The sequence below is a fragment of the Bacteroides sp. 11BF genome (assembly GCF_019633765.1).
Lineage (GTDB): Bacteria > Bacteroidota > Bacteroidia > Bacteroidales > Bacteroidaceae > Bacteroides > Bacteroides hominis.
The window spans coordinates 16,718-34,544 of record NZ_JAFKPJ010000026.1; the positions used below are offsets into that span (position 1 = coordinate 16,718).

The window sequence follows — 17,827 nt, forward strand, 5'->3', positions numbered from 1 at the left end:
CTGCAGATCAACAGGCATATTCTGAGCAATGGCTTGAGGCTGGTTCACTCACAGGATGCCAGCACGCAAATGGTTGCACTCAACGTTCTTTATAATGTGGGAGCCAGGGATGAAAATCCGGAACATACTGGGTTTGCTCACCTTTTTGAGCATCTGATGTTTGGGGGCTCGGTGAATATACCCGATTATGATGCACCGCTTCAATTAGCGGGAGGAGAAAATAACGCCTGGACCAATAATGATATTACCAACTATTATCTCACTGTACCCCGGCAGAATGTGGAAACTGGATTTTGGCTTGAATCTGATAGGATGATGAGTCTTGATTTTAGTGAGCGCAGCCTGGAAGTGCAACGTGGAGTGGTAATGGAAGAGTTCAAGCAACGCTGTCTCAATCAGCCATATGGTGATGTCGGGCATTTGTTGCGCCCTTTGGCATATCGGGTTCATCCCTATCAGTGGCCTACCATTGGTAAAGAATTGTCCCACATAGCCAATGCAACATTGGAAGAGGTCAAAGATTTCTTTTTTCGTTTTTATGCGCCCAATAATGCTGTGCTTGCTGTCACCGGAAATATATCATTTGAAGAGGCCGTAAGCCTTACGGAAAAGTGGTTCGGACCCATTCCTCGTCGGGAGGTTCCTTTACGGCAGTTGCCCAAGGAGCCTGTCCAGACAGGAGAGCGTCGCCAGGTAGTCGAGCGGAATGTGCCGCTTGATTCGCTTTTTATGGCTTATCACATGTGTGACCGTTTGGATGCCGATTATTATGCATTTGATATTTTATCGGATATTTTAAGTAACGGACGTTCCAGTCGCCTGAATCAGCATCTTGTACAAGAAAAACAATTGTTTTCGAGTATTGATGCTTATATATCAGGAACGATTGATGCCGGTTTGTTTCATATCAGTGGTAAACCGGCTGCCGGTGTATCATTGGAAGAGGCGGAGACAGCCGTACGTGAAGAGTTGAACGAGTTGCAAACTGCTTTGGTACAGGAACATGAACTTGAGAAAGTGAAGAATAAATTTGAGTCTACCCAGATATTTGGAAATATCAATTATCTGAATGTAGCGACGAATCTTGCATGGTTTGAGTTGAACGGACAAGCAGAAGATATGGAGAAGGAAGTAGAACGTTATCGTGCTGTAACTGCCGACCGTCTGAAAGCAGTGGCACAAACCGCATTCCGTGAAGAAAATGGAGTGGTACTTTACTATAAGAGTAGCAAGGGAGAGCAGGAATGAGACTTATATATAAGAATCATTATAAAGCACTATTTCTTCTTGGCCTTCCTATTGTCATCGGGCAGGTGGGAGTGATTGTACTTGGTTTTGCCGATACCTTGATGATTGGGCATCACAGTACCAATGAACTGGGGGCGGCTTCCTTCGTCAATAATATGTTTACGTTGGCTATCATCTTCAGCACCGGATTCTCGTATGGGCTTACACCCATTGTTGGCGGTTTTTATGGTGTGCGTAAATTTGCTGCTGCAGGACAAGCTTTGCGTTGTAGCTTGCTTGCCAATCTTTTGGTGGGCATTTTGCTAACCGGAATTATGGCGATTCTTTATCTGAATGTGGAAAGGTTAGGGCAGCCGGAAGAATTGCTTTCTCTGATCAAACCCTACTATCTGATATTGCTTGCTTCATTAATTTTTGTGCTGTTATTTAACGGATTCAAACAGTTTACTGACGGAATAACCGATACCAAGACAGCTATGTGGATACTTCTGGGTGGTAATGTGCTGAATATTGTAGGAAATTATATACTGATTAATGGTAAACTGGGATTTCCTGAGTTGGGACTATTGGGAGCCGGAATCAGCACATTGTTTTCGCGCATTGTCATGGTGTTGGTTTTTGTATTGGTCTTTTTTAGTAGCCGTCGTTTTTTGCGTTATAAACTGGGATTTATCCGTTTAGGATGGTCGCGCGCGTTGTTTCGGCAGTTAAATGCTTTGGGGTGGCCTGTCGCTTTTCAGATGGGGATGGAGACTGCTTCATTTAGTTTGAGTACGGTGATGGTAGGATGGTTGGGCACTATTGCTCTGGCTTCCCATCAGGTGATGCTCACTATCTCACAGTTTACTTTTATGATGTTCTATGGGATGGGAGCGGCAGTGGCTGTACGGGTCAGCAATTTCAAAGGTCAAAACGATATCGTTAATGTGCGACGTACGGCTTATGCCGGCGCACATATCATATTGGCTATGGGAATCGTATTGTTATCCATTGTTTTCTTTTTCCGATATCAGGTGGGAGGATGGTTTACTGACAATACGGAAGTGTCAGCGATGGTAGTCGTTCTGATGGTGCCTTTTCTGGCTTATCAGTTTGGAGACGGAATGCAAATCAACTTTGCCAATGCCCTGCGTGGCATTTCGGATGTAAAACCTATGATGCTGATTGCTTTCATTGCCTATTTTATTATTTCTCTCCCGGCCGGGTATTTCTTTGGTTTTGTCATGGGGTGGGGATTGTTCGGAGTTTGGATGGCTTTCCCTTTCGGCCTAAGCAGTGCGGCAGTCATGTTATGGTTACGTTTCAGGTATAAAACAAGATAAGTTATGGCTATTCCTTCCCGTTTCACAAAAGTAAAGATCGCGGCGGGGTATACTTTGTTGCTGGTCGTATTATTGTTCTCTCTGTTGTTCGTACATAGGGAGATGGAGAAATTGTCTGATACGGATGATGTACAAAGTTTACAGACGGACAGTTTGCTTCTTCTGTTGAAAGAAAAGGATGAAAATACCATCCGGATGCTTCAGATCATCAATGAAGCGAATGAAAGCATGATTACTCCGGTTGAGTTGGATTCCATTATTGCCGAGCAGGATACGGTGATCACCCAGCAGCGTGTGCAGCACCGTATCATTACCAAACGCGATTCTGTTATTACCAAGCGAAAAAAGAAGGGCTTTTTTAGGAGGCTTGGTGAGGTTTTTGTGCCTTCAAAGGAAGATACTGCTGTATTGGTCAATACAGCAGTAGAGTTTGCCACGGACACTATTCTTGAATCTTATAACCCGATTGACTCGTTACATCAGCGTATACGTACGGTAACCAAGAGGAAGGCAAAGCCGGCAGTACGCCCTAATTATAATGCTCGCCTCCGTCGGATGAACAGGGAACTGACCACTCGCATAGACAGTATGATTACAACTTATGAACAGGTAGTCACCCGGCGTGCTGTGGATAATGCGTCCGAACAGCAAGAGCTTCGCAATAGATCCACTCGAACTATCGGAGGAATTGCTGTTGCTGCTGTATTGTTGTCTGCTTGTTTCTTGATTATGATCTGGCGGGATATTACCCGTAGCAATCGTTACCGTAGAGAATTGGAAGAGGCCAATAAACGTGCAGAAGCGTTACTTGAGGCCCGCGAAAAGTTAATGCTTGCCATTACTCATGACTTTAAAGCTCCTCTGGGTTCTATTATCGGATATACGGATTTGCTTTCAGGGTTGACAACGGACGAAAGGCAACGATTCTACTTGGACAATATGAAAAGTTCTTCGCAACATTTGCTTAAACTGGTAAGTGATTTGCTTGATTTCCATCGGTTGGATCTGAATAAAGCAGAAGTCAACCGGGTTACATTCAATCCGGCACAACTGTTCGAAGAGATTCGTGTAAGTTTCAAACCACTGACCGATGCCAAACACTTAGCTTTGGACTACAGTATAGATTCTGAGTTGGATGGACGTTTTATCAGCGATCCTTTACGCATCCGGCAAATTGTGAATAATTTGCTTTCGAATGCTGTGAAATTTACAGTAAAGGGCAATATCGCATTGAATGTCACCTATCATTCATCCAGTGTCCGCATTGAGGTTGCGGATACGGGTAAAGGAATGGCGCCCGGCGATCGTGAGAAGATTTTTCAGGAGTTTACCCGATTACCCGGAGCACAGGGGGAGGAAGGATTTGGGTTGGGACTTTCTATCGTTCACAAACTTGTGACGTTACTTGAAGGCTCGATTAGCGTGCAAAGTACGCTGGGGGAAGGAAGCCGTTTTATTGTCATTTTGCCACTGTATCCGGTAGGTCCTGTTGTCGGGGAGAAGCAGGAGGAGGCAGTTGTTTCAACCTCAGTTTCAGACCAGGCTGGTGATAGAGAAGAAATATCCTCCCAAAAGCTAAATCATGTTTTATTGATTGATGATGACCGGATTCAATTGGCACTGACCGCGGCTATGCTTGAGCAGCAGAATATTCGAGCTACTTGCTGTCAGCAGCCGGACGAGTTGATAGAACAACTTCGTACTTCTTCATTTGACGTATTGCTGACTGACGTTCAGATGCCTGCCATTAACGGGTTCGATTTGCTGAAGTTATTGCGTGCATCCAATATTCCTCAGGCACGTGCTATCCCGGTTATTGCTGTTACTGCACGTAGTGAGATGGGCGAACAGGATTTCCGGGAATATGGGTTTGCGGGATGTCTGCACAAACCTTTTACGGTGAAGGAATTGTTAGCGATGATAACAGGTGAAGTCCTTGAAAATTCGTCAATCAGGTCGACGGAGACCTCTCTTGATTTTCGGGCGTTGACGGCTTTTTCCGAGGATGACTCGGAAGCAGCTTCAGCTATTATTCAAACTTTTATTGAAGAAACGGAGAAAAACCGGAGTCGGATGGAAGAATCTGTCCGGACCATGGATGTGGATGGGATAGCAGGGATGGCACATAAGCTGCTGCCTCTGTTTACTTTACTTGGGGCTTCAGGAGTACTTCCCTTACTTTCGTGGTTGGAGCAGCGCCGTGGAGAAGCTATTTCGGACGAAATTGTACGAAAAGCAAAAGAAGCCCTTCAGCAAGTAGATATCGTGCTGACAGAAGCGCGCCGGTATGCGTCAGAGGATCAGTCCCGGTGATTGTTGTGAGTCTACTCATATATAAAATCATCGTCACTTTAATCTTTTTCCGGATAATTTTGTTTTCTTTGTATCACTTTTTACATTGAGACACAAGCTTCATGAAACGAAAATGGATCAAATGGGTAAGCTGGATTTTGCTTACTCCTGTCATACTCTTTGTGATACTGATGGTATTACTCTATATTCCTCCCGTACAGAATTTTCTGAGAAAGGAGGCTGCTGCTTATGCTTCCGAAGCGACCGGTATGCAGATTAATGTCCGGCGTATCGATTTGCGATTTCCTTTAAATTTGCTGGTAAGAGGGGTTGAGGTCATTCAGACTCCCGATACATTATTATCACTTGAAAGTTTCAATGTGCATGTGCAGGCACTTCCGCTTTTTCGTGGAAAAGTAGAAGTGGATGATATTACTCTTCGTCAGGTGACTGTTAACTCTGCTGACCTGATAGATGGTATGCGTCTGAAAGGTGTTTTAGGCAGCTTTAAACTCGAAAGCCATGGGGTGGATTTACCCAATGAAGTAGCTGTTATTAATCGGGCCGAATTATCCGATACCCATGTTCAGTTACTTCTGAATGATACTACTGCTACACCGAAAGATACTGCTCAGAGCGAGATTCGTTGGAAAGTTGATTTACGCCATTTGAAATTAAAGAATGTTTCCTTCAGCATGCAGTTACCGGCAGACAGTATGCGTTTGGCAGCCCATGTGGGAGACGCACAAATCAATGAGGCCGAAGCCGATTTGAAGAATCTGCGTTACGGGCTTCGCAGCTTTTTATTGTCGGGTACTTCTGTGAATTATGATGTGGGTTCGATGGAACCAGCCGAAGGCTTTGATCCGTCACATATTGCTTTGCGTGATATACGTATCGGGCTCGATTCGATGTATTATCGCGGGCGTAATATGAATGCTGTCATCCGTGAGTTTTCGATGAACGACCGGTCCGGGTTAAGTGTCACTTCACTTACCGGGCGTGTGTTTGCCAATGATACTGTCATCCGGGTGCCGGACTTGAAACTGTTGACACCCCATTCTGAAATAAATTTTACGGCACAGACCTATTGGGAGTTGGTGAATATTCCTACGACCGGACGGCTGACCGCACGCTTTAATGCGATGATCGGGAAGCAGGATGTTCTGCTTCTTGCCGGTGGGTTGCCTGATAGCTTCAAGGAGGCCTATCCTTTCCGCCCTTTGGTGATACGTGCCGGTACGGAGGGCAATCTGAAAGAGATGCAGATCACTCGTTTCAGCGCTGAGTTACCCGGAGCTTTCTCACTTTCGGGAGGTGGGGAGTTGCTGAACCTGACTGATAGTGTGGAGCGGTCGGCTGTTATCGACCTGAGAATGCAGACCCAGAATCTTAATTTCCTGACAACTCTGGGTGGAACAAGGGCGGACAGTTCTCTTGTTATCCCTAATCAGATGTCGCTTGTCGCAAAAGCCCGGATGAAAGGTCCGCAATATATGGCGCAACTCTTGCTGAAAGAGGGTGAGGGATCACTGAGTGTAGATGCGGCTTACAATGGAAGTACCGAGGCTTATCGGGCCGATCTGAAGGTGGAAGCCTTGCAGCTCCATCATTTCCTGCCTAAAGATTCGATTTATGAACTGACTACATCGGTAGCAGCAGTAGGCAGGGGAATCGACTTTACTTCTTATCGTACGGTTGCTTCACTGAAAGCCTCGTTGGAGTCACTCCATTACGGACGTTACCGTATTTCGGGAATTGAAGTGACCGGTGATGTTAAGAATGCACTTGCCACAGCCCATGTGGTTAGTGACAACCGGTTGTTGAAGATGAACGCCAATGCCGAATATCATCTTGCCAAACCCTACATGGACGGAAAGGCTGATTTGGATGTTACCCAACTCGACTTGTACGAACTGGGTATTGCTCCCAAACCCTTGAAGCATCCTTTAGCTTTTAATTTTACAGCAGAGGCCCGTCGTGACCGTATTTTCACCCATCTTACGGCTGGTGATATGAAACTTAACCTTTCGGCACGTTCCAGTCTGGACAAGTTGATTGAACAATCTACTCACTTTGCCGATGTGCTGATTGAGCAGATTGATAAAAAAGAGCTTGATCATGGAGAATTGCGTAAGGCGTTGCCTACTGCCATTTTTTCGATGTCTGCCGGTAAAGAAAATCCCCTGGCATATTATCTGGCAACAAAAGATATTGCTTTTCATGATATGGGTGTGAAGTTTGGCACCGCTCCCGATTGGGGTATCAACGGAAAAGCTGCTATTCACGCATTGAAGATGGATACCCTGCAATTAGATACGATTTACTTTACTGTCAAACAAGATACGACTCGCATGAGTTTGCATGGAGGAGTCATCAACGGACCCAAGAATCCGCAGATTGTATTTAAATCGAGTATTGCCGGAGAAATACGCAACGATGATGCAGAACTCACGTTGCGCTATGAAAATGATAAAGGAGAAACCGGTGTACTTTTCGGTGTGAATGTCCGTCCATTGGTTGAGGGAAGTGGAAAAGGGGAGGGACTTGCTTTCACGCTGATACCGGAGAACCCCATTATCGCTTTTCGGAAGTTCCACTTCGTAGACCGGCACAACTGGATATATCTTCATAAAAACATGCGTCTGTATGCCAATGTCGATATGGTAGATGATGAAGATATGGGATTCCGAATGAAATCCAACCAGAGTGACACCGTGTCATTGCAGAATATTGACGTGGAGTTGCAACGCATCCGGCTGGCTGAGATCAGTAAGGTACTTCCTTACCTTCCTGATTTGTCCGGTCTCTTCTCGGCTGAGGCCAATTATGTGCAGACAGCTACTTCTTTGCAGGTATCTGCCGAGGCCAGTATCGATGAACTGACTTATGAGCACCAACGTATCGGAGACGTTGCACTTGGGGTAACGTGGCTTCCGGGTGAAAGAGGGAAACATTACATCAGTACTTATCTGACCCATGAGGGTGAGGAAATTCTGATGGCCGACGGTTCGCTTCATCCCTCGGTAACCGGTAAGGACAGTATCGAGGTAAATGCCACAATGGAGCATTTCCCGCTAAAGATAGCCAATGCTTTTGTACCGGATCAGGTTGTTAACCTTTCGGGTGATATGGATGGTGGACTGCATATAACCGGAGATACGGATCAGCCATTGGTCAATGGTAACTTGATTCTGGACAGCGTGTCGGTCTTCGCCCGTCAGGCGGGAGCAAGGTTTACGTTCGACAACCGTCCCGTACAGATTAAGAACAGTCGTTTGATGTTCGACAAATTTGCTATTTTTACCACCAGTAAGAATCCTTTCACGATTGATGGTACAGTCGATTTTCGCGATTTGAGCAGTCCTAAAGTGAATCTGTCGATGTTGGCGGAAAACTACATGCTGCTCAACGCTCCCCGTACTAAAGAGAGTCTGGTATATGGAAAAGTGTTTGTGGACTTTAATGCAACTTTGCGTGGTCCGGTGGATGCGTTGGTGATGCGTGGCAATATGAACCTGCTGGGCAATACGGATGTCACCTATGTCTTGATGGATTCGCCGCTCACTGTGCAAGACCGGTTGGGGGACTTGGTTACTTTTACTTCTTTCAGTGATACGACCACCGTACAGAAAGAAGAAGCTCCTGTCGTGTCACTTGGCGGACTCGATATGATTATGACTGTGCAGATTGATCCCGGAGTCCGGTTGAAAGCGGATTTGAGTGCTGACCGCAGCAGCCGGGTCGAATTGCAGGGAGGAGGTAATCTGAGCATGCAATATACTCCACAAGGAGACTTATCTCTTTCAGGACGATATACCCTTACGGGGGGAATGATGAAATATGCCCTTCCTGTGATTCCGTTGAAAGAATTCAATATAAACAATGGCAGCTATGTAGAATGGACGGGAAACCCGATGGACCCGATGCTAAACCTGAAAGCCACCGAGCGCCTTCGTGCTTCGGTAGGCAGCGAAAGCGGACAGTCGCGTATGGTTAACTTTGACGTGTCGATTGTCGTAAAGAATCGTTTGGATAACCTTTCGCTGGCTTTTGAAATTGATGCACCCGATGATGCAGAAGTGCAGAATCAGTTGGCTTCTATGAGTGCTGACGAACGTGGGAAGCAAGCCATTGCCATGCTGGCTACCGGACTCTACCTTGCAAATTCCGGGAGTTCCGGAGGTGGCGGACTGAATATGGGATCGGCACTAAACAGTATACTTTCCAGTCAGATCAACGCATTGGCGGGTAATTTGAAGAATGCCAGTTTCTCGATGGGGGTAGAAGACCATGATGCTGCCGATGCAGGAGGAAAGCGTACCGACTATAGTTTCCGTTATTCACAGCGTTTCTTCAACGATCGTTTCCAGATAGTGCTTGGCGGCAAGGTATCTACCGGTGCACAAGCTACAAATGATGTTGAATCGTTTATCGATAATATTTCTTTGGAATATCGTCTCGATACATCCGGAACCCGTTACATCCGTCTTTTCCATAATAAGAATTATGAAAGTGTGCTTGAAGGAGAAATTACGGAGACCGGTATCGGTCTGGTACTGCGTAAGCGTATCGACAGATTAAGTGAGTTGTTTATTTTCCGTAAAAAGAAGAAGACGTCTCCTGATACACAGAAGGCTTCATCAACCGGTGAAGCACATCAGTAATTGATTAATAAAAGAGATTAAAATAGGATGATACGTAAAAAGATATTTCATATATTTCTTGGCACCATACAAGCCGGTTTGGTAATGCTGCTTTTGGGAGCTTGTTCTACGACCAAACATTTGCCCGAAGGAGAAGTGCTTTATACCGGATCGAAAACTATTATTGAAAACCGTCCGCAGGCACCTTTGACGGACGATGCCCTGACAGAACTGGATGCTGCGCTCGAAAAGGCTCCCAGTACAAAGGTGTTGGGATTCATTCCTATCCCTTTTAAAATGTGGGCTTACAATAGTCTGGTTCATTATAAGAAAGGATTCGGGCGCTGGCTCTTTAATCGATTTGCCGCCAATCCTCCCGTATTCATTTCTACTGTTAATCCGGAGATACGTGCCAAGGTGGGTACTAATTTGCTGCACGATTATGGATACTTTAATGGTACGGTCCGTTATCAGACTCTGCCGGACAAGAAAGACAGCCTGAAAGCAAGCATACGTTATACGGTTGACATGAAAGACCCTTATTATATTGATACGGTTTATTACACTCGTTTCAATCCGCGTACGTTGAGAATCATGGAGAGAGGGCGACGAGGTTCGCTGTTGACACCGGGCGAACAGTTCAATGTGAGTGATCTTGATGAAGAACGTAGCCGTATCAGCGCTTTGCTGCGTAACCGGGGATATTTCTATTTTCGTCCGGATTACATGAAATATCAGGCGGATACTCTGTTGAATCCCGGACATGTCAGTCTCCGGCTGATACCTGTACCCGGGCTTCCGGAAGCAGCCCAACGCCCATACTATGTAGGGAAGACATCGGTTTATCTGTATGGAAAGGGTGGAGAAGTGCCTAACAGCACACTTGAATACTGTGGACTTGACATTCATTATTATAAGAAAATGCAGGTGCGTCCGAATATGCTTTACCGTTGGCTGAATTATCAGGCATATGTCCGCAATGATTCTTTACGTAACTCCGCCCATAGCCGCTTGTATAGCCAATACCGGCAGACACGTATTCAGGAACGTCTTTCACAATTGAGTATTTTTCGTTATCTCGATCTGCAATATATACCTCAGGACTCTACGGCAACATGTGACACACTGAACGTACGTTTACAGGCTACATTTGATAAACCGTATGATGCCGAACTGGAATTTAACCTGACGACCAAGAGTAACAACCAGACCGGGCCGGGGGCATCTTTCGGGCTGACTCGTTACAATGTATTCGGTGGGGGAGAAACGTGGAATGTAAAATTGAAAGGTTCTTATGAATGGCAGACCGGGCAGAATAAAGGAAGTTCATTGATGAATAGCTGGGAGATGGGAGTGTCTACGGCTTTGACTTTCCCCCGGGTGGTATTTCCTTCTTTCGGAGGACGTGAATATGACTTCCCGGCAACAACTACTTTCCGTTTGTATATCGACCAGCTGAACCGTGCCAAATATTATAAACTATTGGCGTTCGGGGGGAATGCTACTTATGATTTTCAGCCGACTCGTACCAGCCGTCACAGCCTGACACCCCTCCGGGTGACTTTCAATGTGCTGCAACATACAACAAAAGCTTTTGAAGAGATAGCCGAACAAAATAAGGCATTGTACCGCAGTTTACAGAATCAGTTTATTCCGGCCATGGAATATACTTATACGTTTGATAACGCAGCTTTGCGCGGGGTGCGTAATCCTATTTGGTGGCAGACTACGTTTACTTCTGCCGGAAATATCACTTCCGGCATTTACCGTATTTTCGGACAGAAGTTTAGCCAGAAAGACAAAAAGTTGTTTGGTGTTCCTTTTGCTCAATTTTTAAAGGTGAACAGTGATTTCCGTTATACTTGGAAGATCGACAAGAATCAGTCCATAGCCAGTCGTGTTGCAGGAGGAATTATCTGGGCTTATGGCAATACTAATACGGCCCCTTACAGCGAGCAGTTCTATATCGGAGGTGCCAATAGTGTACGTGCTTTTACTGCACGGAGCATTGGTCCGGGTGGATTTCGTCCCACGAAAACATCCAAGGGGCTTTATCTGGACCAGACCGGAGACATCCGTATGGAGGCTAATGTAGAATATCGTTTCCGCATTTATGGTGACTTGCATGGTGCTGTCTTTTTGGATGCAGGTAACGTCTGGATGTTACGTAAAGATGATGAGGCGCCGGAGAAGCAATTGCGCTGGAAGACTTTCGGTAAACAGATTGCTTTGGGAACGGGTACCGGTTTGCGCTATGATCTCGATTTCCTTATTTTGCGTTTGGATTGTGGCGTACCTTTGCATGACCCATACGATACAGGAAAGAAGGGATATTACAATGTGACCGGTTCTTTCTGGAAAGGGCTGGGGGTACACTTTGCTGTAGGTTATCCGTTCTAAAATAGTCGATGGCGATGAACGGAGTAAGAAAATTCTTCATACTTCGTTCTTCATTCTTCATTCTATTTTGTACTTTTGCAACGATATCTGATGAGACACATCACTAACCTTTTAATATTCACAGTTATGAAACCAACATTATTTGTGCTTGCTGCCGGCATGGGCAGTCGTTACGGAGGATTGAAACAATTGGACGGACTGGGTCCTAACGGCGAAACTATCATGGATTACTCTATCTACGATGCTATTCGTGGTGGATTTGGTAAAGTTGTATTCGTTATCCGTAAAGATTTTGAGCAGGATTTCCGTGATAAGATTCTGAGCAAATACGAAAATCATATTCCGGTGGAACTTGTGTTCCAGGCATTGGATAACCTGCCCGAAGGCTTCACTTGTCCTGCCGACCGTGTAAAACCCTGGGGTACTAACCATGCTGTCCTGATGGGTAAAGATGTTATCAAGGAACCATTTGCCGTTATCAATGCCGATGACTTCTACGGACGTGACAGCTTTGCTGTATTGGGTGCCGAACTGTCTAAGATGGACGGTAAAAAGAACGACTACTGCATGGTAGGTTACCGTGTAGGAAATACGCTTTCAGAAAGCGGATCTGTAGCCCGTGGCGTTTGCGAGACAAATCCGGAAGGTTATCTGACTACTGTGGTAGAGCGTACTGCCATCGAACGTATCGACGGTAAAGTATCATTTAAGGACGAAAACGGTGAAATGCAGACAATCGGTGATAACACTCCGGTTTCAATGAATATGTGGGGATTCACTCCCGACTATTTTGCTTATTCGGAAGAGTACTTCAAAGAATTCCTGAAAGAAAACGAAGGAAACCTGAAATCAGAATATTTCATTCCGTTGATGGTAAACAAGTTGGTGAACGAAGGCACTGCTCGTGTGAAAGTTCTGGATACTACAAGCAAATGGTTCGGCGTGACTTATGCAGCCGATCGTCAAGGTGTAGTAGATAAGATCCAGGCATTGGTAGATGCAGGTGAATATCCTAACAAACTGTTCTAAAGCTAATTTGCTCATTTCTATAATGTAGATTTTGAAAGGGACGTCTTTGTGAAGATGTCCCTTTTTAATATCAAGCCGGATCACACCTCTTCTGTGTGATTCCTTCCGATGAACTTTAAATCACCATTCGGGTTATGATGGTAAAGATTGTCAATTTGTCAAAGTGTCAAATTGATAATATGATTTCTCTATATCTCGTTTTTTCGGACTGCAATCCGATAAGGTTCATAAAAACGGCTTACAGGCAAATATCCGTTTGCGCTTTTGATTTTGTTTCATTCATAATGGCGGTAAATGGAAAGGAAGTATGACCTTCCTGTTTCTAAATCTTTTCTTCGAGGAGTTTTGCCTACTCTTTTGATACTTTGTAAAGGGCGACCGAAGAAAGGCAAGCAGGAAAAAATCAGTTGCTCTCGCCACCCGATTATCGTTACAATATATGTAATCTGCCAAAACATATAGAGATATTCAGAAAAGAAGTAAGCATTTCCCGAAAATGCTTACTTCTTTTCACCCGAATGCTTACTTCTTTTGGGGTAAATGCTTCCTTCTTTCCGAGAAAACAAAGGTGCAATCGGCTAAAAATCCCGGCTTTTCTGTAGAAAAAATCTTTTACTTGGCTCTGTTCTTCTGCTTTGACCCGGAAATGAAAAGGGCTTGTAAGTGAAACCTGCAATTCTGTGTCTTTTTGATCTATATGTTTAGGAATGGGTGTCAATTCCTAATTATATTCCTTTTTTCTTTTCTATTGAGTTTTCTGTGTAGCCGGATATTTATTGCTGTTTCCGAAGATGCATATTTATATAGATTTTTTTTCGCAGTCTGCATAATTGAGTATCTTTGTTGCCTCAATTCCCTTATTTATAGAAAGAAGTGATTTCAGTAGAAGGATTAACAGTAGAATTTAACGCCACACCATTGTTTGAGGACGTTAGTTATGTCATCAATAAGAAAGACCGCATAGCCCTGGTGGGTAAAAACGGTGCAGGAAAATCAACGATGTTAAAGATCCTGGCCGGACTGCAAAGTCCGACACGGGGTGTTATAGCTATTCCGCGTGATGTAACGATCGGCTATCTGCCGCAGGTGATGATTCTCGCCGATAACCACACTGTGATGGAAGAGGCAGAACTGGCATTTGAACATATTTTCGAGCTTCAAGCCGATTTGGAGAGGATGAATCAGGAGTTAGCCGACCGCACTGACTATGATTCGGAAGAGTATCATAAACTTATTGACCGTTTTACGCACGAGAACGACCGTTTTCTAATGATGGGAGGGACTAACTTTCATGCAGAGATAGAACGTACCCTCTTAGGATTGGGCTTCAGTCGGGATGACTTTAATCGTCCTACCAGTGAATTCTCCGGTGGATGGCGTATGCGGATCGAGTTGGCAAAACTTTTGCTCCGTAAACCGGATGTACTGCTGCTCGATGAACCTACCAATCATTTGGATATTGAGAGTATCCAATGGCTGGAGAATTTTTTATCTACCCGTGCCAATGCGGTAGTACTGGTCAGCCACGACCGGGCCTTCCTGAATAATGTAACTACCCGTACCATCGAAATAACCTGCGGACAGATATATGATTACAAGGTGAAGTACGATGAGTTTATTGTTCTGCGTCAGGAGCGTCGTGAACAGCAGCTGCGCGCTTACGAGAATCAGCAGAAGCAGATTGAAGATACAGAGGCTTTCATTGAGCGTTTCCGATATAAAGCAACTAAGGCCGTACAGGTTCAGAGTCGTACGAAGCAGCTGGAAAAGATAGAGCGGATCGAAGTGGACGAAGTGGATAACTCAGCGTTGAGGCTTAAGTTTGTCTGCTCCAGCCGTAGTGGCAACTATCCTGTGATCTGCGAAGATGTGAAGAAAACTTATGGATCGCATGTTGTCTTCCATGATGTCAATCTGACCATCAATCGTGGCGAGAAGGTTGCTTTTGTGGGAAAGAACGGTGAAGGTAAGTCTACCCTTGTGAAATGTATCATGAGCGAGATTGATTATGAAGGCAAGCTTACCTTGGGACATAATGTACAGATAGGTTATTTTGCACAGAATCAGGCACAGATGCTTGACGAGAACCTGACTGTTTTCGATACGATCGACCGGGTGGCAGTGGGAGATATCCGTCTCAAAATACGCGATATACTGGGAGCCTTCATGTTTGGTGGTGAAGCCTCGGATAAGAAGGTAAAAGTGCTTTCGGGGGGGGAGCGCACCCGGCTGGCAATGATAAAATTATTGTTGGAACCTGTGAACTTCCTGATACTCGACGAGCCTACCAATCATTTAGATATGCGTTCGAAGGATGTATTGAAAGAGGCCATACGCGAATTTGACGGTACAGTAATTATTGTCAGTCATGACCGTGATTTCCTGGACGGACTTGCGACTAAAGTATATGAGTTCGGTGGTGGTGTAGTGAAAGAGCACTTGGGAGGTATCTATGATTTCCTTCAAAAGAAAAAAATAGAGAACCTGAACGAACTTCAGAAAAACAATCCTTTGTCTGTCTCACCTACAGGCGGTAAGAAAGAGGAAGGAGCTGAAGAGGGGGTGTCCGAAAATAAACTGTCCTACGAAGCACAGAAAGAATTTAATAAGAAGATAAAGAAACTGGAGCGCCAGGTGGCAGACTGTGAAGCTGCCATCGAACAAACAGAATCGGCTATAGCTATCCTTGAAGAGAAGATGGCTACACCCGATGGTGCTTCGGATATGTCACTTTACGAACAACACCAGAAGTTGAAACAACAACTTGACCACACGGTGGAAGAGTGGGAACGTGTTTCAATGGAGCTGGAGGAGATGAATGAAAAATAATAGTTTTTTAAGTGTATGAAAGTAATTAAGTATTTACCAATCCTTGCAATCTGTTGTATGGCGACAGGATGCAACAGTAAGAAAGAGGCCGTACTTACGTCCGGCATTGACCTTGCCAACCTTGACACAACTGCCCTGCCGGGCACCAGTTTCTATCAGTACGCTTGTGGCGGATGGATGAAAAACCATCCTCTGACAGACGAATATTCGCGTTTCGGTTCGTTTGATATGCTTGCCGAGAACAATCGCCGGCAATTGCGCGGGCTGATTGAAGGTTTGGCAGCGGGCAAACACGAAGCGGGCAGCATTGCACAGAAAGTAGGTGAACTTTATAATATTGCTATGGACAGCGTAAAGCTGAATAAGGAAGGCGTTGCTCCCATTAAACCCGAACTGGATAAAATAGGTGCTATCAAAAGTAAAACTGAGATTTATCCGTTGATCGTGGAAATGCAAAAGAATGGCATGTATCCCTATTTTATTTTTTATGTCAGCGCTGATGACATGAATAGCAATGAAAACATGGTACACACCATGCAGGGAGGCCTGGGTATGGGCGAACGGGATTATTATCTGGAGAATGATGCACAGACAAAAGAGATCCGTGATAAATATCAGCAGCATGTAGGTAAGATGTTCCGATTGGCAGGATATGATGAGGCTACTGCCGGAAAAGCAGTGAAAGCTGTAATGAACATTGAAACCCGCCTGGCCCGGTCGGCACGTTCACAAGTAGAATTACGCGATCCGCATGCCAACTATAACAAGAAGACTTTGGAAACATTGCAAAAAGAATATCCCTCTTTTGCGTGGGATGTATTTTTCTCGACTGCCGGACTGAATAACTTGAAAGAGATTAATATCGGGCAGCCTGATGCAATGAAAGAAGTGAATGCCATTATCGATACAGTACCGCTTGAGGACCAGATTCTGTACTTGCAGTGGAATCTGATCAATTCGGCCGCCAATTACCTGAGTGATGACTTCGTGGCTCAGAATTTTGACTTCTATGGTCGTACCATGTCGGGTAAGAAGGAAATGCAACCTCGTTGGAAGCGTGCTGTCAGTACAGTTGACAGTTCATTGGGCGAAGCTGTCGGACAGATGTATGTGGAGAAGTACTTCCCTGCTGCGGCCAAAGAAAGAATGGTGGCTCTGGTCAAGAATCTGCAAGAATCTCTGGGCGAACGTATCAGGGAACTGAGCTGGATGGGAGAAGAGACTAAAGAAAAGGCCATGGAAAAACTGGCAACTTTCCATGTAAAGATCGGATATCCGGATAAATGGAAAGACTACTCTTCACTTGAGATAAAGGATGATTCGTATTGGGCTAATATTGAGCGCGCCAGTCAGTGGGGCTACAATGAAATGATTGCCAAATATGGTAAGCCGGTAGATAAAGAGGAGTGGCACATGACTCCGCAGACAGTAAATGCATATTACAATCCGACGACGAATGAAATCTGTTTCCCGGCCGGAATACTTCAATATCCTTTCTTTGATATGAATGCGGACGATGCTTTCAATTATGGAGCGATTGGTGTAGTTATCGGACATGAGATGACTCATGGATTTGATGATCAGGGCCGTCAGTATGATAAGGATGGTAACTTGAAAGACTGGTGGACGGCAGAGGATGCCAAGAACTTTGAAGCACGTGCTGCAGTGATGGTTAACTTCTTCGACAGCATTGAAGTAGCTCCTGGGGTTCATGCCAACGGAGAGTTTACTTTGGGTGAAAATATTGCCGATCACGGTGGACTTCAAGTGTCTTACCAGGCATTCAAGAAAGCAACGGCGGCTGCACCTTTGAAAAATGAAAACGGATTTACACCCGAACAACGTTTCTTCCTGTCTTACGCAAATGTGTGGGCTGGCAATATCCGTCCGGAAGAAATCCTGAAACTTACGAAGATTGATCCGCACTCATTAGGTAAATGGCGTGTAGATGGCGCACTACCTCAGATTGGTGCATGGTACGAGGCTTTCAATATTACTGAAAAAGATCCGATGTACTTGCCAGTGGATAAACGGGTATCTATTTGGTAATAGATTGTTGCA

8 protein-coding genes are annotated in these 17,827 nt (G+C 45.0%); all 8 read left to right on the forward strand.

What is annotated here, in order from left to right:
• The 8 genes from JZY04_RS19365 to JZY04_RS19400 all read left to right on the forward strand — a co-directional run bounded on the left by JZY04_RS19365 (nt 1) and on the right by JZY04_RS19400 (nt 17,815).
• On the forward strand, nt 1–1,248 hold the full coding sequence (locus JZY04_RS19365; protein ID WP_370635145.1) for a M16 family metallopeptidase: 1,248 nt from the start codon (nt 1–3) through the stop codon (nt 1,246–1,248).
• Nucleotides 1,245–2,570 carry an MATE family efflux transporter gene (locus tag JZY04_RS19370; protein WP_022011171.1) on the forward strand — a complete coding sequence of 442 codons (1,326 nt, stop codon included), beginning with the start codon at nt 1,245–1,247 and terminating at the stop codon, nt 2,568–2,570. Before JZY04_RS19365 ends, JZY04_RS19370 begins: the two co-directional genes overlap by 4 nt.
• A 3-nt stretch (nt 2,571–2,573) precedes the next feature.
• Nucleotides 2,574–4,883 (forward strand): ATP-binding protein, encoded by a 2,310-nt coding sequence (locus JZY04_RS19375; RefSeq protein WP_122143587.1) that lies wholly within the window; start codon nt 2,574–2,576, stop codon nt 4,881–4,883.
• Nucleotides 4,884–4,984: 101 nt separating this feature from the next.
• On the forward strand, nt 4,985–9,529 hold the full coding sequence (locus JZY04_RS19380; protein WP_122143588.1) for a translocation/assembly module TamB domain-containing protein: 4,545 nt from the start codon (nt 4,985–4,987) through the stop codon (nt 9,527–9,529).
• Between the two features lie 27 nt (nt 9,530–9,556).
• The gene (locus JZY04_RS19385; RefSeq protein ID WP_122143589.1) at nt 9,557–11,908 is read left to right on the forward strand and encodes a BamA/TamA family outer membrane protein; all 2,352 of its coding nucleotides are present in this window, start codon (nt 9,557–9,559) and stop codon (nt 11,906–11,908) included.
• Nucleotides 11,909–12,034: 126 nt separating this feature from the next.
• Complete coding sequence (locus JZY04_RS19390) at nt 12,035–12,937, forward strand: hypothetical protein (RefSeq protein WP_005783042.1); 903 nt, start codon at nt 12,035–12,037, stop codon at nt 12,935–12,937.
• Between the two features lie 873 nt (nt 12,938–13,810).
• Nucleotides 13,811–15,766: an ABC-F family ATP-binding cassette domain-containing protein gene (locus JZY04_RS19395; protein WP_122143590.1), complete on the forward strand. Its 1,956-nt coding sequence runs from the start codon at nt 13,811–13,813 to the stop codon at nt 15,764–15,766.
• A 15-nt stretch (nt 15,767–15,781) separates the two neighbouring features.
• On the forward strand, nt 15,782–17,815 hold the full coding sequence (locus JZY04_RS19400) for a M13 family metallopeptidase (RefSeq protein WP_022011755.1): 2,034 nt from the start codon (nt 15,782–15,784) through the stop codon (nt 17,813–17,815).
• Nucleotides 17,816–17,827: the final 12 nt, after the last annotated feature.